The sequence below is a fragment of the Zunongwangia endophytica genome, assembly GCF_030409505.1.
Lineage (GTDB): Bacteria > Bacteroidota > Bacteroidia > Flavobacteriales > Flavobacteriaceae > Zunongwangia > Zunongwangia endophytica.
Window position 1 is genome coordinate 1,770,906 of the sequence record NZ_JAUFPZ010000002.1, and the last position, 16,821, is coordinate 1,787,726.

Annotated in this window: 11 protein-coding genes; 3 read left to right on the plus strand and 8 right to left on the minus strand. The window is 35.9% G+C overall.

Annotated elements, in window-relative coordinates; genetic code table 11:
• Positions 1–27: 27 nt before the first annotated feature.
• Both QWY91_RS07905 and QWY91_RS07910 read right to left on the minus strand, forming a co-directional pair.
• Positions 28–1,002: a ribonucleotide-diphosphate reductase subunit beta gene (locus QWY91_RS07905; protein ID WP_290233460.1), complete on the minus strand. Its 975-nt coding sequence runs from the start codon at positions 1,000–1,002 to the stop codon at positions 28–30.
• Positions 1,003–1,576: 574 nt separating this feature from the next.
• Positions 1,577–2,659, minus strand: coding sequence for an alkaline phosphatase family protein (locus QWY91_RS07910; protein WP_290233462.1), 1,083 nt, complete (start codon positions 2,657–2,659; stop codon positions 1,577–1,579).
• A gap of 325 nt (positions 2,660–2,984) precedes the next feature.
• Here QWY91_RS07910 and QWY91_RS07915 point away from each other — a divergent pair, with 325 nt between their 5' ends.
• From QWY91_RS07915 to QWY91_RS07925, 3 genes are read left to right on the plus strand one after another with little or no spacing between them, the layout of a single operon-like run.
• The gene (locus QWY91_RS07915; RefSeq protein ID WP_290233466.1) at positions 2,985–4,589 is read left to right on the plus strand and encodes an ATP-binding cassette domain-containing protein; all 1,605 of its coding nucleotides are present in this window, start codon (positions 2,985–2,987) and stop codon (positions 4,587–4,589) included.
• Positions 4,590–4,601: 12 nt separating this feature from the next.
• The gene (locus QWY91_RS07920; RefSeq protein ID WP_290233469.1) at positions 4,602–5,984 is read left to right on the plus strand and encodes an HlyD family secretion protein; all 1,383 of its coding nucleotides are present in this window, start codon (positions 4,602–4,604) and stop codon (positions 5,982–5,984) included.
• Between the two features lies 1 nt (position 5,985).
• Positions 5,986–7,383 carry a TolC family protein gene (locus tag QWY91_RS07925; RefSeq protein WP_290233471.1) on the plus strand — a complete coding sequence of 466 codons (1,398 nt, stop codon included), beginning with the start codon at positions 5,986–5,988 and terminating at the stop codon, positions 7,381–7,383.
• A gap of 317 nt (positions 7,384–7,700) precedes the next feature.
• Here QWY91_RS07925 and QWY91_RS07930 read toward each other — a convergent pair whose 3' ends face one another.
• The 6 genes from QWY91_RS07930 to QWY91_RS07955 all read right to left on the minus strand — a co-directional run bounded on the left by QWY91_RS07930 (position 7,701) and on the right by QWY91_RS07955 (position 16,738).
• A complete protein-coding gene (locus QWY91_RS07930) occupies positions 7,701–8,057 on the minus strand; it encodes a hypothetical protein (protein WP_290233474.1) in 357 nt (118 codons plus the stop codon).
• A 39-nt stretch (positions 8,058–8,096) separates the two neighbouring features.
• The gene (locus tag QWY91_RS07935; RefSeq protein WP_290233477.1) at positions 8,097–9,527 is read right to left on the minus strand and encodes a purine-cytosine permease family protein; all 1,431 of its coding nucleotides are present in this window, start codon (positions 9,525–9,527) and stop codon (positions 8,097–8,099) included.
• A 248-nt stretch (positions 9,528–9,775) separates the two neighbouring features.
• Complete coding sequence (locus tag QWY91_RS07940) at positions 9,776–10,927, minus strand: alpha-hydroxy acid oxidase (RefSeq protein ID WP_290233479.1); 1,152 nt, start codon at positions 10,925–10,927, stop codon at positions 9,776–9,778.
• Between the two features lie 392 nt (positions 10,928–11,319).
• Entirely contained in the window at positions 11,320–12,705 is a 1,386-nt protein-coding gene (locus QWY91_RS07945) for an FGGY-family carbohydrate kinase (RefSeq protein ID WP_290233481.1), read from the minus strand.
• A gap of 402 nt (positions 12,706–13,107) precedes the next feature.
• Positions 13,108–14,388: a sugar isomerase gene (locus tag QWY91_RS07950; RefSeq protein WP_290233484.1), complete on the minus strand. Its 1,281-nt coding sequence runs from the start codon at positions 14,386–14,388 to the stop codon at positions 13,108–13,110.
• 253 nt (positions 14,389–14,641) lie between these two features.
• A complete protein-coding gene (locus QWY91_RS07955; RefSeq protein WP_290233486.1) occupies positions 14,642–16,738 on the minus strand; it encodes a bifunctional aldolase/short-chain dehydrogenase in 2,097 nt (698 codons plus the stop codon).
• Positions 16,739–16,821 lie beyond the last annotated feature (83 nt).

Below are 16,821 nucleotides of genomic sequence, written 5' to 3' on the forward strand. Positions count from 1 at the left end.
ATTTCAGTTTTAATGTTTGGCGCTTATTTAAAAAAGATCTGATGCTGTAATACTTTTATCGTGCTTGGTATAATCTACGGGACGTCTTGCAAAGAAATCATCTAAACTATTTGCAAAAACTTCTTCTTCGAACCACAACATTGGCTGATATTCAGCTGCACTAATGTTGTATAATTTTGGAAGTCCGATGCTTTTTAAACTATCATCTAAACGGAATTTCATAAAATCCATTAGATTCTTTTTATTGATATTCTCTAGTTCTCCGTTTTCAAAAATCCAATCTAAAATCTCTCCCTCTACTTCTATAGAAGTTTTGATGATGTCATTTAACTTCTGAATCATTTCTTCATTGAAATAATCTGGATATTCTTCACGTATCTTGTTAATAATGTAGATCCCTGCATTGGCATGAATTTGCTCGTCTACTGAAGTCCATGCGATAATATTACTCACATTCTTCATCACTCCTTTAAAACGATTAAAGGATAATACGATCGCGAATTGACTAAAAAGCGATACATTTTCAATTAAGATGGAGAATAATATTAAAGACGATACATAATCTTTAGGATCGTCTGCATTGGTATGCTCTAGCGCTTCAGATAAATACTCAATACGTTTTTTGATCGCAGGTACTTCTACAACATTAGCGAATTCATTACTATATCCTAAAACTTCTAAAAGTCTTGAGTAGGCCTGTGAATGTCTAAATTCACATTCAGCAAAAGTACTTCCTAAACCATTAAATTCTGGTTTTGGTAAGTGTTTATAAAGATCACCCCAAAATGATTTTACGGCAACTTCAATTTGTGCAATAGCCAACAAACTTTTCTTAACAACATCCTTTTCACCTTCATTTAGATAAGTGTGAAAATCCTGCACATCAGCTGTAAAATCTACTTCAGAATGTACCCAAAATGATTGATTAATAGCATCTGTAAAATCTAGAACTCCGGGATACTCGAAAGGCTTATAATTTAGCCGCTTATTAAAAATACTCATACTGCTGTTGTGTTAATAATGGAACAAAGATCAAAAGCATAAACACTTATGGTAGGATTTATCACAAATTCTCATCGAAAATCTGTAAAAGTAGGTATCCATGACCATTACTTTTTATGCGAAAGCAAAAGTCATTGAAACGAAGAAAAGGTATTCTGGCTTATTAGCAGGGCTAATTTACAGTATATAAAAGCTCATGATTTGCACATGATTCCTTCAAAAAACTTAATAAAATTTCGTTCAATAATCTCATGTCAAAACTACGATCTAAGAAGACATATTTTAGAAAAAATCTATTATAGTTATTCACAATTTTGTAAACAATTTCGAAACTACTGATTTATAAAGTTTTACATTTTATTTCGTAATTAATTGAAAATTAAAAAGTTAATTTTTTGATAAGACCAAATTGTTTACAAAAAATATAAACTTTTAAAAATAAAACATTGAAAACTAAACCGGTATAAACAATCTAAAAACGGGAAGAAAGACACTTAAATATTGGCGCAAAGATAGCAAAAGGCAGTTTTAATAAACCCATTTTTTTATAATTATATTGAAAAAATTTACGAACCTATTTTAAGATAGGAAGAATAGCTGCATCGCTTTCGATTTCCAGCTTTAAGATCTTAGCTACTGTTGGAGCGAATTGAGCGGTATAGTATTGATTTTCTTCTTTCAATTCTCCCATATTTTTAATGTTAGCACCAAATGCCGCAATCCAGGTTTGATTAGAATTAGGTATAGATTGGCCGTGATGTTTCCAATTATTATCTGCTGTAGTACCAGTACCGCGCCCGTGATCGGTAGTTATTAATATCGAAGTTTTACCTTTATAATAATTATCATTGCTTATATATGTCCAAATTTCTTTGATCATATCATCTGTTCGCCTGGCGGATGTTAAATAATGATCGTAGCGGCCATCATGTGCATAATCATCTGTTTCTCCATAAGCTATGTACAAAATATCAGGTTTTTGATGTTTTAAAGCCTCCATAGCATAATTATTAGTAAACACATCAAACCGAACTCCGCCCCACCGCTTTGGAGTTTCCTTCTGAATTTTATCTAAAAACAATTCTTTAGCAGATGGGTCTTCAGCCAAAGATGATCTGTACCCAGCATTTACCGGCAAACCGCTTCGTTTCTCATTCAGTATAAATGGAAAAACATCCCAACTTCCAAAGGCCAACACTTTTCCGCTAAATTGATCTGTATTATTCGCAATCTCTAAAAACGTTTTATTAGGATTGTAGATTTTATCATTACCTTTTATATTGGTATCATCTGCTTTACCGGTTAATATCTCGTTGTAACCAGGAAATGATACCACTCTTGTATTTGTTAAGTTTACCTTATTATTTTCTCTTCGATTACCAAGCATAACTCCATTTTGTGCAATGTGGTTCCAAAAAAACGGGAATAATAATTCTCTTCGTTTCTCTGGAGTGTCAGCCCAAAATTGGTTGTTTAAGCCTCTAATATTATCTACAAAGTCTTCATTATTTATAAAAGTAGAATCGGCACCACCAAATAACTCTTGCCAGCGCAAACCATCCAGCGTGATTACAATCACTTTATCGTCTTGCTGTGCTTGGCAAAATTGTGTGTACAGAATGAAAGTGGCGGCTATTAATTTTAAACTTGTTTTCATAATATTAGTTAAGAGCGCTAAAATACAACCACAAATTACTCAATGGAATACCGTAGTTTAAGAAAACAATAATTTTTAAGATTAAATTATTTACTATCATTGTAAGCTTAAGAAAGGAGCTTATTACGAATTGAATTCCAAATACTTAAAAATTCTAATGTCATTTTAATCTCGATCCAAAGTATTTTTAATAACTGCATTCTATATTCGCGTTTTATTTCAAAAATCAGTTAAAATCAAAAGAATTTGAATGAACGCAACTTTTGATTAATTTTAAAACTTGATTTCAATATAAATCTTTAGATAAAAAAACATACCTAAATATATGGCCAAAAGTTCAATTTCCCCCTGGAAGAAATTATTTCATCTTCTTCAATTGGAAAGGCGTGATATTCTAAATGTTTTATACTACGCGATATTTGCCGGACTTATAGGACTTACGGTTCCTTTGGGAATCCAAGCAATTATTAACTTAATCCAAGGAGCCCAGGTTTCTACTTCCTGGATTTTACTTACAGGATTGGTGACTACTGGTGTTGCTTTTGTGGGTGTTTTACAGGTGCTTCAATTAGACCTTGTTGAAATTATACAGGAGAAAGTCTTTGCTAGAATTTCTTTTGAATTCATCTATAGATTCCCCAAAATGCGGGTTAGAGAATTAGAAAACTATTATCCGCCAGAACTTGCAAATCGCTTTTTTGATGTTTTAACCTTGCAAAAAGGACTTCAGAAATTACTATTAGAATTTCCTGCTGCAGTTATCCAGATCATATTCGGGCTTTTACTACTCTCTTTTTATCATGCGTTTTTTATCGGGTTTAGCCTTTTGCTACTCATTTTAATTTTTGTGATTTTTAAATTCACATTAACTAAAGCGCTAAAAAGTAGCATTATGGAATCTAAAAAGAAATACCACGTGGCTTTTTGGATTCAGCAAGTTGCCGGGAATTTTAGAATTTTTAAAACATTCCCCGACGAATATGAGCAGAATAAAAATAACAAACTAGTTACTAAATATCTCGACGAAAGACAGAATCACTTTAATACCGTAAAAAATCAATTCAAATTAATGGTTGCTTTTAAGGTAATCGTAACCTTGGGCCTATTATTGATTGGTGGTTTATTGGTGTTGAATCAACAAATGAATATTGGGCAATTTGTTGCTGCGGAAATTATCATTGTGATGGTTATCAATTCAGTTGAAAAAATTGGGTTTAGCCTGGAAACTATTTACGATATGGTAACCGCGGTAGAAAAGCTTGATGAAGTAATTTCTAAAAAATTAGATAGAAAAACGGGGATCAATGAAAATGATATTCATCTATTCCCTATCAAAATCGAAGGATTACATATTGAAAAAACTGTAGTTCCAGATTTGGTTATTAACCGAAGTGACAGAATTAATCTTGTGGGCTCTGAAGTTGTAATCAATGATTTTTTCCATTATTTATCTGGGATGAAAAAAACGCATAAAGGGCGCATATACCTAGATAAACAAGAAATTGCAAATATAAATATTGATAAATACAGGGATAATATAGGATTACTATTTAATACCGACAGTATTTTTGAAGGTACCATTTGGGAAAATCTTACGCTGAGTAACCCTAATATGAGTTCAGATCGGGTATACGAATTGCTGGAAGATTTCAAAATTATCGATCACGTGAACACATTACCAGAATCTTTAAATACGTATGTTTTCTCCGGAAGTAATAAAATTGGTGCTAAAACAGCCAAGAAGATCTGTCTAATACGAGAATTATTAAAAAAACCTGAAATATTGATGATCGAGAAAGGATTTATTCTTTCTAAAGAAGATTTGAATGCCTTAATGAAATGTGCAGAAAAAGAAAACACCTGTATATTCCTGGCAGACGATAAAGAAGATATTGAAGGTTTTGAGCCACTATTTTTAAAAAGAAAATAAAATTATATATAAATGATCAATCTTTCTAATACAAAATTAGGCGGAAAAGTAAAGTTTGAAGACTTTAGTGCTTTTTCACTGATCGTGAAAAGAAGTCATCACAAACTTCTTTCCAGGATTTTGTTAGGAACTTTTGTGTTTTTACTCATTCTATTGTTTTTCCCCTGGACACAAACGATAAGCAGTAGAGGTTTTGTAACCACCCTAAAACCCGATCAAAGACCGCAGACGCTCCAATCCCCTATTCCCGGACAAATACAAAAATGGTATGTTCAGGAAGGTGATTTTGTAAATAAAGGCGATACAATTTTACATATTTCTGAAGTTAAAAATGAATATTTCGATCCGCTTTTAGTCGAAAGAACCGGTGACCAGTTAAATTCTAAAAGTGGTTCCCTGCAATCCTACGGACAAAAAATTGAAGCCTTAGAACGCCAAATGCAAGCGGTAAAACGTGAGCGAGAATTAAAATTAGAGCAAACCCGAAATAAAAGAAAGCAAGCTCAACTAAAAATTAATAGCGACAGTATATCTTTAGAAGCCGCTATAGTAAATTTAAGTATTGCCGATCGACAATATAAACGTATTGCCGAGCTTTACGAAGAAGGACTAAAGTCCAGGCTAGATCTGGAAACCAAACAATCGAAATTCCAAGAAGCGCAAGCCAAAGTAATCGATTTGGAAAATAAACTCCTAAGTAGCAAAAATGAGTTACTAAATGCAATAATGGAGGTAAATCGTATTGAAGCTAATTATATAGATAAGATCAATAAGATTGAAGGTGAAATTTCTACGGCTAATTCTTCGCGATTTGATGCTGCTGCCCAGGTTTCAAAGTTGGAAAATTCACTTTCCAATTATCAGATTAGGAAAAACATGTTATACATCCGTGCGCCGCAGGACGGATATATAAACCGTGCATTAAAACAAGGTATTGGAGAAACCTTTAAAGAAGGAGAGCAATTGGTGACCATAATGCCATCTAATATCGATATTGCAGTAGAAACTTATGTTCAGCCAATAGATCTGCCATTATTGAATATTGGAGATCATGTAAGAGTACAGTTTGATGGATGGCCGGCCATTGTATTTAGCGGATGGCCAAATGCCTCTTATGGAACTTACGGTGCAAAGGTAGTTGCTATCGAGAATTTTATTAGCGATAATGGCAAATATCGAATTTTACTTTCCCCAGATAATAATGAAAAAGATAAGCATGCCTGGCCAAAAGCATTAAGAGCAGGATCTGGAGCAAGAACACTCGCGCTACTTGACGATGTACCTATTTGGTACGAATTATGGCGAAATCTAAACGGTTTTCCTCCAAACTATTATACTAGTGAGGATAAGCAAAAAGACGGAAAGAAAAGTGACTCCAAAGATGCTAAGAAGTAATATGCGAAAGTTTATTTGTCTTTTTTATTTTTCAATTTTTGGTGTTTTCTTCGGAAATGCTCAAGAGAAAGGGTCTGAAATATTTACGCTGCAGGAGTTTTTAGCGATGGTAAAACGCTATCATCCAATTGTTGCTCAGGCCAATTTAGATCTATCTGCTGCTGAAGCAAAATTGCTTAAATCTCGAGGTGCTTTTGATCCTAAATTAGAAGGCGGAGTTAAAGAAAAAAACTTTAAAGGAACGGAATATTATTCCTTGTGGAATGGAACTTTTAAGATTCCTACCTGGTATGGAATTGATTTAAAAGCAGGATACGAGCAAAATGAAGGTTATTACTTAAATCCTGAGCATACCACTCCAGATGATGGATTATGGAGCGCTGGTGTGAATGTAAGATTAGCTCAGGGACTACTTTATAATGAAAGAATGAATAGCCTAAAACAGGCTAAAATTTTCAGAAGACAATCTGAAGTTGAACGTGATATTCAGATCAATCAAGTACTTGCTGATGCTGCAAAAGCTTATGCAGATTGGGTGTATTACTATCAAAATACTTCGGTTTACGGAGAATTCCTGGATAATGCTATAATAAGATTCGAAGGGGTGGCAACATCAAGTCGATTAGGAGAAACACCTGCCATCGACACAGTAGAAACCATGATTACTGTTCGCAGTAGAAGATTAGACTTAAAGCAAGCTGAGCTGAAATTACAAAAAGCGAAATTAGCGCTAAGCAACTATTTGTGGATTGAAGAAATTCCTATTGAACTGGAAGATCGCATGCGACCAACTCCAGAAATTACCGATTTTTCAGCTGTTCTCGGAATCAATAATTTATTAGGAAATGCTACTGAAGTTGATGACCATCCTAAAATACAATCTTTAGAATTCGATATAGAAGCCTATGATCTTGATATTCGGCTGCGTCGTAATAAGCTTTTACCAAAAATAGATGTGGAATATAACTTCCTTTCAGAAGAGATAGATGATCCAGATTATATCAATGTAAATAATTACAAGGCCGGCGTAAAAGTTAGCTTTCCTTTATTTCTACGGAAGGAACGCGGTGATCTAAGATTGGCAAAAGTCAAAAGAGAACAGGCAGAATTTAAAATAGCTGAAAGTCAGTGGAAATTAAGTAACAAGATAAAAGCGACCGAACGTGAGATTATAAGTTTGGAAGAACAATCAATTATTGTTTCGAATATTGTGAACGAAAGTCAAATTATGGTCGAGGCTGAAAAGCGTTTATTCGAAATGGGAGAAAGTTCAATTTTCTACATTAATACCCGAGAAAACAAATTAATCGACGCGATATTAAAAAGGAATAAGATCATTAATGAGTTGAATCTTGCCACTGCAAAACTCTTCGAAACACTGAGAATTGAGTATGATTGAGATTGTTAAGAGCTAAGACATATTTGATTTGTTTTCTCTACTAATTTTGTTGTCTATTTAATTAATGGTTCTCACTATTTGTATTTATTTTTGAAACAATGAAATCTCCATAGTTATTACTTGAAAATAATTATTAATTTTCGGCGATTAAACAACAGGCTAAACATAATTAACATATTAAAATTAAATCGTGACTCACACAATAAGCAGCAATCAAATCAATTAAATAAACACCATCTTGGCAATTCTTTTCTCTTCACTAATAGAGTTAATTACCTGATTTACGCTCCAACGTTTTAAAATTTTCTTTCGAAACTTTATTCTTCCAAATAATCTTTCAACTCTTCTTTTAACTTCTTATAAGACTTTAATTTCTGTTTTAATATATCTTTTTCCGAGTAAGCATCTCCTATTGAATTTGGAGTATCAAAGTTATTAGATATTATTTCAATGGAAATCTTATCTCCTTCATGTAAATTATTCTTGTACCAATCAGCGTATTGATGCGTATCAGAGTTTAATCCACTAATTGAAATATTTAGTTTTTCTGAGTCATGATTTTTTCTTCTAATAGAATCTAAAATACATGTAACAATAGAATTTTCATTCTCAAATCCTGCTCGACATATAGTTTTGTTATTTATACTAACTTGAAAACCGAATATTTTTTTCATATAAGTTCAGTTATTTTTATTGATAAATAGTTAAATATGCTAGCGCAACCTAGTATCAGTATCAGATTTCTGCATCATTTTACTAAAAACCAGATACAAAACTCCGCAGCAAATCCAGGCCGGGAGGGTTACGAAGGATAAGAAAACATCAAATTGAACGGAGATAAAGTAGAAAACACCAAAGCTAATGACCCAGGCCCAAAATACCGCTTGGCTAAATTTAGTTCCAGACTTTTCAGCATAGAACGATTGTATACCGAACTTTTTTCCGAAGAAATATTCAAAGACGATAATAGCGCCTATAGGTGCTAATATGAATCCGTAAAGCGCTACAAAACCTAATAGTTTCATTGCAAACGCAGGGAATAATCCGGCAATGGTAGCTACCGTTCCGGCAATAATAGTTACCCAAGCCGTAGATACTTTTGGGATGATGGCCTGAAAAGCTAAACCTGCACGATAGATTGTTGGGTTTGCGGTAGTCCAACCGGCTAAAACGACTGCTATAATTCCGAAAACTCCGATAGCATTATAAGCTAATGGCCCGGGAGCTACCGATGGTGCTTCTCCACTTGCTAAGATAGCTTGGGCTTCGGGAGATTTTAGATAAACAGCGTACAATAGTGCTGCTGCTATCCAGGCAATATAATGACCGATGTAAATTCCAGCAGCGGTGGTCCAACCTGCTCTGGCTTTTTTTGCAAAACGAAATACCGATAGATCGGACATTCCTATATGCATTGCCGCATTAGCAAACCAAGACCATAAAAACACGTGCCAAAATGTATATTTAATCTGACCGGGAAATGGTTCACTTCCTTCGCCCCAAATATTCCAGAAATCAGAAAAACTATGGACATCTAGATTTACTAAAGAAACAATGCCACAGATAATAAATGCCAATACAATAATCGGACTCATCCAATTGGCAGCTTTAGCCACCGTACTGTAACCTTTTGCCGCAATGACCGAAATTACTGCACCGATGACTAAAACAATAATTACCCAAGTTGAACTATTGGGCATTGTATCGGTGAGTTTTGGCATTTCCATATCAAAAGGCACACCTACTGCAGTTGCAGAAACGGTGATCATTGCACCGGCAAGGAAACAAAATAATATTCCGTTAGCGAGATTATAAACGGTGACTAAACGTTTTCCGCATATTTTTTCTAAGTGATAGTATAATGTATATCGAAACTTTGTACCAATTTCAGCCGTTAAGAAGCGCCAACTTAACACGGCCATTAAATTCCCTAATAGCAACCCAATGATCAAGTCGAAAGCACTTACTCCGGTGGTCAAAAAAAGCGGACCAATAACGAATTCTGTTCCTGCTGCGTGCTCGCCAGCGTACATTCCCAAAAAGCTTTTCCAATCTTTTAGACTACTTTCAGGAACTCGTTGACGTTCATATTCTCCAGATACAGATTCGGTAATGACTTCGTTTTCTATTTGTGCTTGACTCATTTACTTTAAGCTTTTAGCGCTCAGCTTATAGCTGTTAGCTTTTTTTAATACTATTTTTTATTTTAAACACGGTAATTCAATCGATTTAGTTGAAGTTTCAAACCTTTAGTTTATTTCGTCTTTCTAAACTTGTTTCAGAATTTCATCCGAGCTTAGTTTGATGAGATCCCGGATCAGGTCCGGGATGACGATTCTTGTTGATCTTGGTTCCTGAATCATTAGTCTATTCTCTATATTCTAATATCTAACTACTCTCTCACTAAATAGTTTGGTAAATCACTTACTTTTTCACAGCAGACTTGTTCCAACACTTGTTGTAGTTGCATTTTCAGCATCGCGATAGTATGATCACCACCTTCTTCACCTAAAGCACCAACGCCATACATAAAAGATCGTCCCAAAAAGCTAAAATCGGCTCCGCTACTCATCACGCGGGCAATATCAGGGCCTGAGCGTATTCCGCTATCCATCATTACCGTGATTCGATCTTTATATTTTTCAGCAATATGTGATAAAGGTTTAATGGTCGATTCGCCGGCATCTAATTGGCGACCGCCGTGGTTGGAAACAATAATTCCGTCGAAACCTAAGCGAATGGCTTCTTCGGCATCTTCATCAGAAACGACTCCTTTTAACACCAATTTGCCTTTCCACAGATCGCGGAGTGGTTTAATTTTCTCTTCATTCAATCGTCCGGAAAAAGTAGCATTCATCCAGGCGCCGAGCTGTTTGATACTCATTCCTTTTTCCATATACTTTTTCATTGTTGCGAAATTGGGAGCACCGTGTTTTAGCGTTTGCATAGCCCACGTTGGTTTTCCCATCACTTGCAATACATTTCTAAAATTCATCTGTGGCGGCATTGCAAGTCCGTTTCTAATTTCTTTTGGACGATAGCCGAAAGTGGGAACATCACATAAAATTACCAAAACCGGAACTTCCGCAGCTTCAGCACGTTTTAAAATATCATCACGCAGCCAATCTTCGGTTGGGTGATATAATTGAAACCAAGCACGACCTTCGGTAAGTTCGCTTGCACGTTCAATACTTGTGCTCGTCACCGTACTTAAGCAAAACGGAATATTATGTTTTAAAGAAGCTTTGGCTAAAATTTCAGGCGCATTGGGCCACATTAATCCTTGCAAACCAATGGGTGAAATCCCAAAAGGAGCATCGTATTTTATGCCGAACAATTCGGTTTCTAACTTCGATTTACTGTAGTTTTTGAGGTAACGCGGCTTTAGCTGAATTTCCCGAATTTCGTCTGTATTTCTTTTAATATTGATATTCTCATTACAGCCTCCGTCCAGGTACTCAAAGGCAAAACGCGGCATACGCTGTTGAGCGCGCTCACGTAAAGCTTCGATTGACGGATATTCGGTGTTAAATGGAAAGGCCATAGGTTTATTTGGGTTTACTGTTTACAGTTACTAGTTAACAGTTTTATTTTTATATTTTTAGTTTTTTAGCCGTCTGCTTTCAGCATTTTAATTTCGTCATTCTGAACTTGTTTCAGAATCGCATCTTGTTGTTAGCCTGATGAGATCCCAGATCAAGTCTGGGGTGACGAGCTTGTATTTTTAATTTAGATGTTTCCTAATCTCACATCTCAACTCTAACTTCTCGATACAATTTTATCTTCGATATCTCTTCAATAAAATCACTCGAAGAGACATTAGAATTCAAACTTGCTTTTGTTTCATCTTTATTTTCACATCAACACATTTTCAAATTGCCTTATTTTCAAATCTCTTGTCTATCCTCTATATTCTCATTTCTCATTACTCAACCCTTACTTCACCAATAACAGAGGAACCAACTTTCTCATTCGGTAATTCTCTTTTAAGAATTTAGAATCTACTTTTTTGTTGGAAATTACCATTGCTGCACCCAAGGCCGAGCCTAAAGGCGATTGCGTAGATAGCACTTTAAATTCACTAAAATGATGCGCCATTAATTTCATAAACACATCGTTATCGGTAAATCCGCCATCAATATAGATTTTACGGATTGCTGAATTGCCTATCGCATTGCGAATCGTATGAATTTGTAATTCCATTAATTCGATCATTAGCTGATGGTAAGCTTCTTCAAAAGTAGCAAAGGGTTTCAGGTCGGTTTGGTGTAATTCTTTTCGTTTTAATGAAATTCCTTCAAATTTGAAATAAATAGAAGGCTTTTCAATCAATCGCAAGTACAAATCCTGATCAAACTGAACTTCCCGATGATAGCCATATTCTTTTCCGTAGTATTCGCCTAATTTCTCTACCTGAATTCGGTATTCATTCCCCATAAAAAAGCGAGAAGCTTTTACGCGTTTTCCATCCACACGCAGATAATTCAGGCAATTATTTTTAATGTCTTCTTCGACCAAATATTCTTCGTTAAACGGATTCAACGAAATACTCCAAGTTCCGGTAGAAAGCAATAAAAAAGGTTTTTTCTTACTCAAAATATAAGGAAGCAAAGCCGATGAACTATCGTGAATCCCAACCCCAATTTTTATCTTTTTCCCTTTATAAGAGGTATTAATGCTGCTTGCGGTTGGAACTATAGGACCGAATAACTGATCGAAACCTTCAGCGTAAACCCAATCGTGATAATCTTCCTTATCAAAATCCCATAAATTAGTATGGCAACCAATCGATGTATATTCACTTACCGGAATTCCCGTAAATAAAAATGACAAGTATTGCGGCAAATGCAATGAATAATTGATTTTGCTGAAAATCTCAGGATATTTTTTCTTCAACCAAAATAATTGAAGTCCAGAATTCAACATTCCTGATTGTGGCGAAGCCGTTTCAGTAGCAATTTTTAGTTCACCGCCATATTCCGCATAAAATTCGTCTGTAATTGCTGCCTCAATCGGTTTCGTGTAATTGTATAAAGGAGTCAGCACATTTCCTTTATGATCTAAATGCACCAAACTAGCTCCATAGGTAGAAAAATTGATCGATTTCACCTCGTATTGATCACTTTCTAATACCGAATGAAATGTATCTTTAATCCAATCTTTTAACAGCGTAAAATCTTCGGTAGGATAACCATCCTCATCTACCGTAAGTGGCAAACGCGTATATTCCCGAAAAACTTCCTGATAATCTTTATCAAACAGAAAAAATTTCTTGTTGGTTTTACCAATATCAAAAACAGCTGTTACTTTCTTTTTATCCATCTCGATCCTCGAGAATTTAATGTTCTGTAACCATCAATTTTAAATGATTTCAGAACAAATAATTTATATGTAATACCTCACGGATTTTCCGCAGGTTAGTTGATTTTTTATTCAGGCGCGACCTTTCAGGTCGGGCTTTACGCTACAATTCCGTTTGCTTCCTACCGTCGCAATCCGGGATTTTCGCTTCAATCCCTCGCGCGTATTAGATTTTAGATCGCTTCGCTGTTAGATTTGAGAAATTAGATTTATTTTCACGTCATTCTGAACTTGTTTCAGAATCTCATCAAACTTTTAAAATAAGGATGAGATCCCGGATCAAGTCCGGGATGACGAACTTATCTTGTTTCCTAATTTTAGAGTCTCTAGTCTATATCCTATTTTCTAAAATCTAACTACAATCTACAATCCCGTCGCTACCGTTTTCACTCCTCTTGCTTCAATAAGCGTATTGCGAACATCAAAAGCGCGATAGGCTTCAATCGGATTGACGGCTGCGCCACTTTTAGCTCTGGCTGCTTTTACAATCGACCGAACATCAGTTCTATAGGCATCTTGCAAAATTTCTTGACATTTAGTGACATCGTTATTTTGCTGCGCTTCTTTCAATGCTTTTTGATCGACTAATAAAGCTTGCGCGTAGGCAATTAAAATAGCTTCCAGCGATTGCAATAAATCTTCCAACGGATCTTTAATATTATGACTCGCATCAATCATCCAAGCCGGATATGGGTTTTGCGGATTGTTTTCCATTCCGCACACCAATTCATTAAAAATCAAGAATAGCGCGTATGGTTTTATGGAACCTACGGTTAAATCGTCATCGCCATATTTACTATCATTAAAATGAAAACCACCTAATTTTCCGAGGTACATTAGGGTAGCTACAATTTGCTCAATATTGGTATTTGGTAAATGATGTCCTAAATCGACCAACGTAAAGGCGCGATCACCACAAGCGTTGGCGAGCATAAATGAAGTTCCCCAATCCTGAATGGTGGTGCTGTAAAAATTGGGCTCGTAAGGTTTGTATTCAATAAAAAGCTTCCAATCTTCCGGCATCGAAGCATAAATTTGTTGTAAGCTTTTTTCGGTGTTTTGTAATGCGTTCTGAAAATTCAGCTGACCAGGAAAACTAGCGCCATCAGCCAACCAAACGGTTAAACTTTTAGAGCCTAATTGCTTACCAATTTTGATCACTTCTTTATTATGAGCTACCGCATATTCACGAGAAGCTTTATTAATGCTATTTAATGATCCAAACTTATAGGTTTCTTTTGCATCAGGTTGATCCTGAAAGGTATTCGAGTTCATTGCATCAAAAACAATATTGTGGCTTTTCGCGATGTCTTTGATGGCATTTACATCTTCAGGAATATCCCAAGGAATATGCAGAGAAACCGCACCAGCGGTTTGGGTTAATGCGTGTAAAATCCCGATATCATTTAATTTCTGTTCTAACGAAGATGGTTCGCCTCCGTAAGAAAAACGACCAAATCGCGTACCACCGGCACCTAGAGCCCAGCTTGGAATCGCCACCTGAAAATCGGCTAATTTTTGTATAATTTTATCTATAGAAATTCCTTTTTTAGCAAACTTATTTTTTAAGAAATCGATTTCGTTTTCAAACGAATCGTTTTGCTTTTTATTGAATTCTAATAATTGGTCGGTATTTATTTTCATCTTTATTTTTTTAAGATTTTAGACCGGTTAGCTTTTAGATGTTAGTATTTAGATTTTATAAACCTCACAGATTTTGAAAACTGTGAGGTTCATTATCTAATTTATATCTGCTTCTCGATACCATTTTATTTTCGCTATCGCTGCCATAAAATCACTCGAAGAGACAGTTCTCTTCATTTTCAAATTAGCATATTTTCAACTTATCTAATTTCTAGACTCTATATTCTAGCTTCTAACATCTCATTTCTAGACCTTATCTCACAAAAGCATTGGCCATACCACCATCTACATTAATTGTATTTCCGGTACTTTTTTCGAGAACTCCTACGCAGGCAAATACGCCATTAGCAATATCTTCCGGTAGAATAATTTCATTTAATAAATTTCTTTTAGCGTAATGTGCAGGAAGATCTTCCACTTTAATTCCGTGTGCTTTGGCACGACCTTCTGCCCAATCGCCTTCCCAAATTTTACTTCCTACAATCACTCCATCAGGATTTACGGTATTCACGCGAATATGATCGCCACCTAATTCCGCAGCTAATAAACGCGTCATATGTTGTTGTGCTGCTTTTGCCGTTCCGTAGCCTACATTGTTGGGTCCAGAAACAAGTCCGTTTTTACTAGCAATATTCACAATATCACCACCCAGACCTTGCTTGCGCATAATTTCAACGCCTTTTTGTGCCATCAAAAATTGCCCTTTTACTAGTACGTTTTGTAAGAGCTCCCAATCTTGTAAGGACGTATCTGGCAATGACTTAGAAATCGCCAAACCTGCCGAATGCACTATAATATCGACTCCGCCAAAAGCCAAATTCGCTTCTTTATACGCTTTTTCTATCGAATCTTCTTTAGTGACATCACAAAGAGCAATGGCTGCTTCATCACGTTTATAGGTGGCAAGAGCTTCCTCTAAATTCTGCTGACTAATATCGGTTAGGACTACGTTGGCACCTTCAGCAACTAATTTATCGGCAATCGCTTTTCCAATTCCGCCGGCAGCACCAGTTACGATGGCTACTTTACGAGAAAGTGGTTTTTCCGCAGGCATTCGTTGTAATTTTGCTTCTTCTAATAACCAATATTCGATATCAAAAGCTTCTTGTCTTGGTAACGATGTATATTCAGTAATCGCTTCTGCACCACGCATCACATTAATGGCATTTACGTAAAATTCGCTGGCCACACGAGTGGTTTGCTTATTCTTGGCAAAACTGAACATTCCTACGCCCGGATAAATAATAATAACCGGATTAGGATCACGCATCGCCGGACTATTGGCGTGTTTATGATTTTCGTAATATTGGTGATATTCTTCTCGATATTTTTCAAAAGAAGGTTCTAATTTTTTCAGCGTCGCTTCCGTATCACTCACATCATCTGATGGATCTAAAGTCAGGATTAACGGCTGAATTTTGGTCCGTAAAAAATGATCGGGACACGAAGTTCCCATGGGTGCTAATCGGTCTAAATCATTACTATTAATGAATTGTAAAACGGTATCGCTATCGGTAAAATGACCGATCATTTGATTTTCTGAAGAAGTTAATCCACGTAATAACGGCATTAACTCGGCAGCTTTTTCTTTACGCTCTTCTGCTGGTAAAGATTCTATTTTTTGTCCGCCGAAAACTTCTCCGTTTTCTTTAATTTTATTCTCGATATATTCTGAAGCCTTTTCAATGACTTCCAAACTATTCACGTAGCAATCGTAAGACGTATCGCCCCAGGTAAACAATCCGTGACTTCCTAAAACAATCCCACGAATGCCCGGATTTTCGTTCAAACACTTTTCTAGTTGAAGTCCTAAATCGAAACCTGGTCGTTGCCAAGGCACCCAACCCATTGTATCGCCCCAAATTTCTTTGGTAACTTGCTCGCTATCTTTTGCAGCCGCAACCGCGATAAGCGCATCGGGATGCAGGTGATCAATATGTTTAAAAGGTAATAAACCGTGTAAAGGCGTATCAATGGAAGGTGCTTTGCTGTCTAAATCATAAATACAATGATTAAAAAGCGCGACCATTCGGTCTTCATCTTCTAGACCACCGTAAACATTTTTTAGATTTCTAAGGCGTTCGGTATATAAGCCGGCAATTCCTTTTCGAGTAAGCGTACCAATATCCCCACCGGAACCTTTTACCCACATCACTTCTACATCTTCGTTGGTGAGTGGATCTTTTTCGATGGTTTTACAACTGGTGTTTCCGCCACCATAATTGGTTATTCTTAAATCGGCTCCTAATATGTTTGATCGGTATAAAAATAAAGCCACCTGATCGTCACCCAATTCGGCAGCTTTGGCTTCATCCCAGAGATAGTCTACGTACTGAAAAGTTTTATTCATGATTTAATTCCATTATGTGTTTATCTCAAATTTATCCTAATAAACATCCATGCCTATCCTGTTCTTGCCTGCTATCTTTAAAC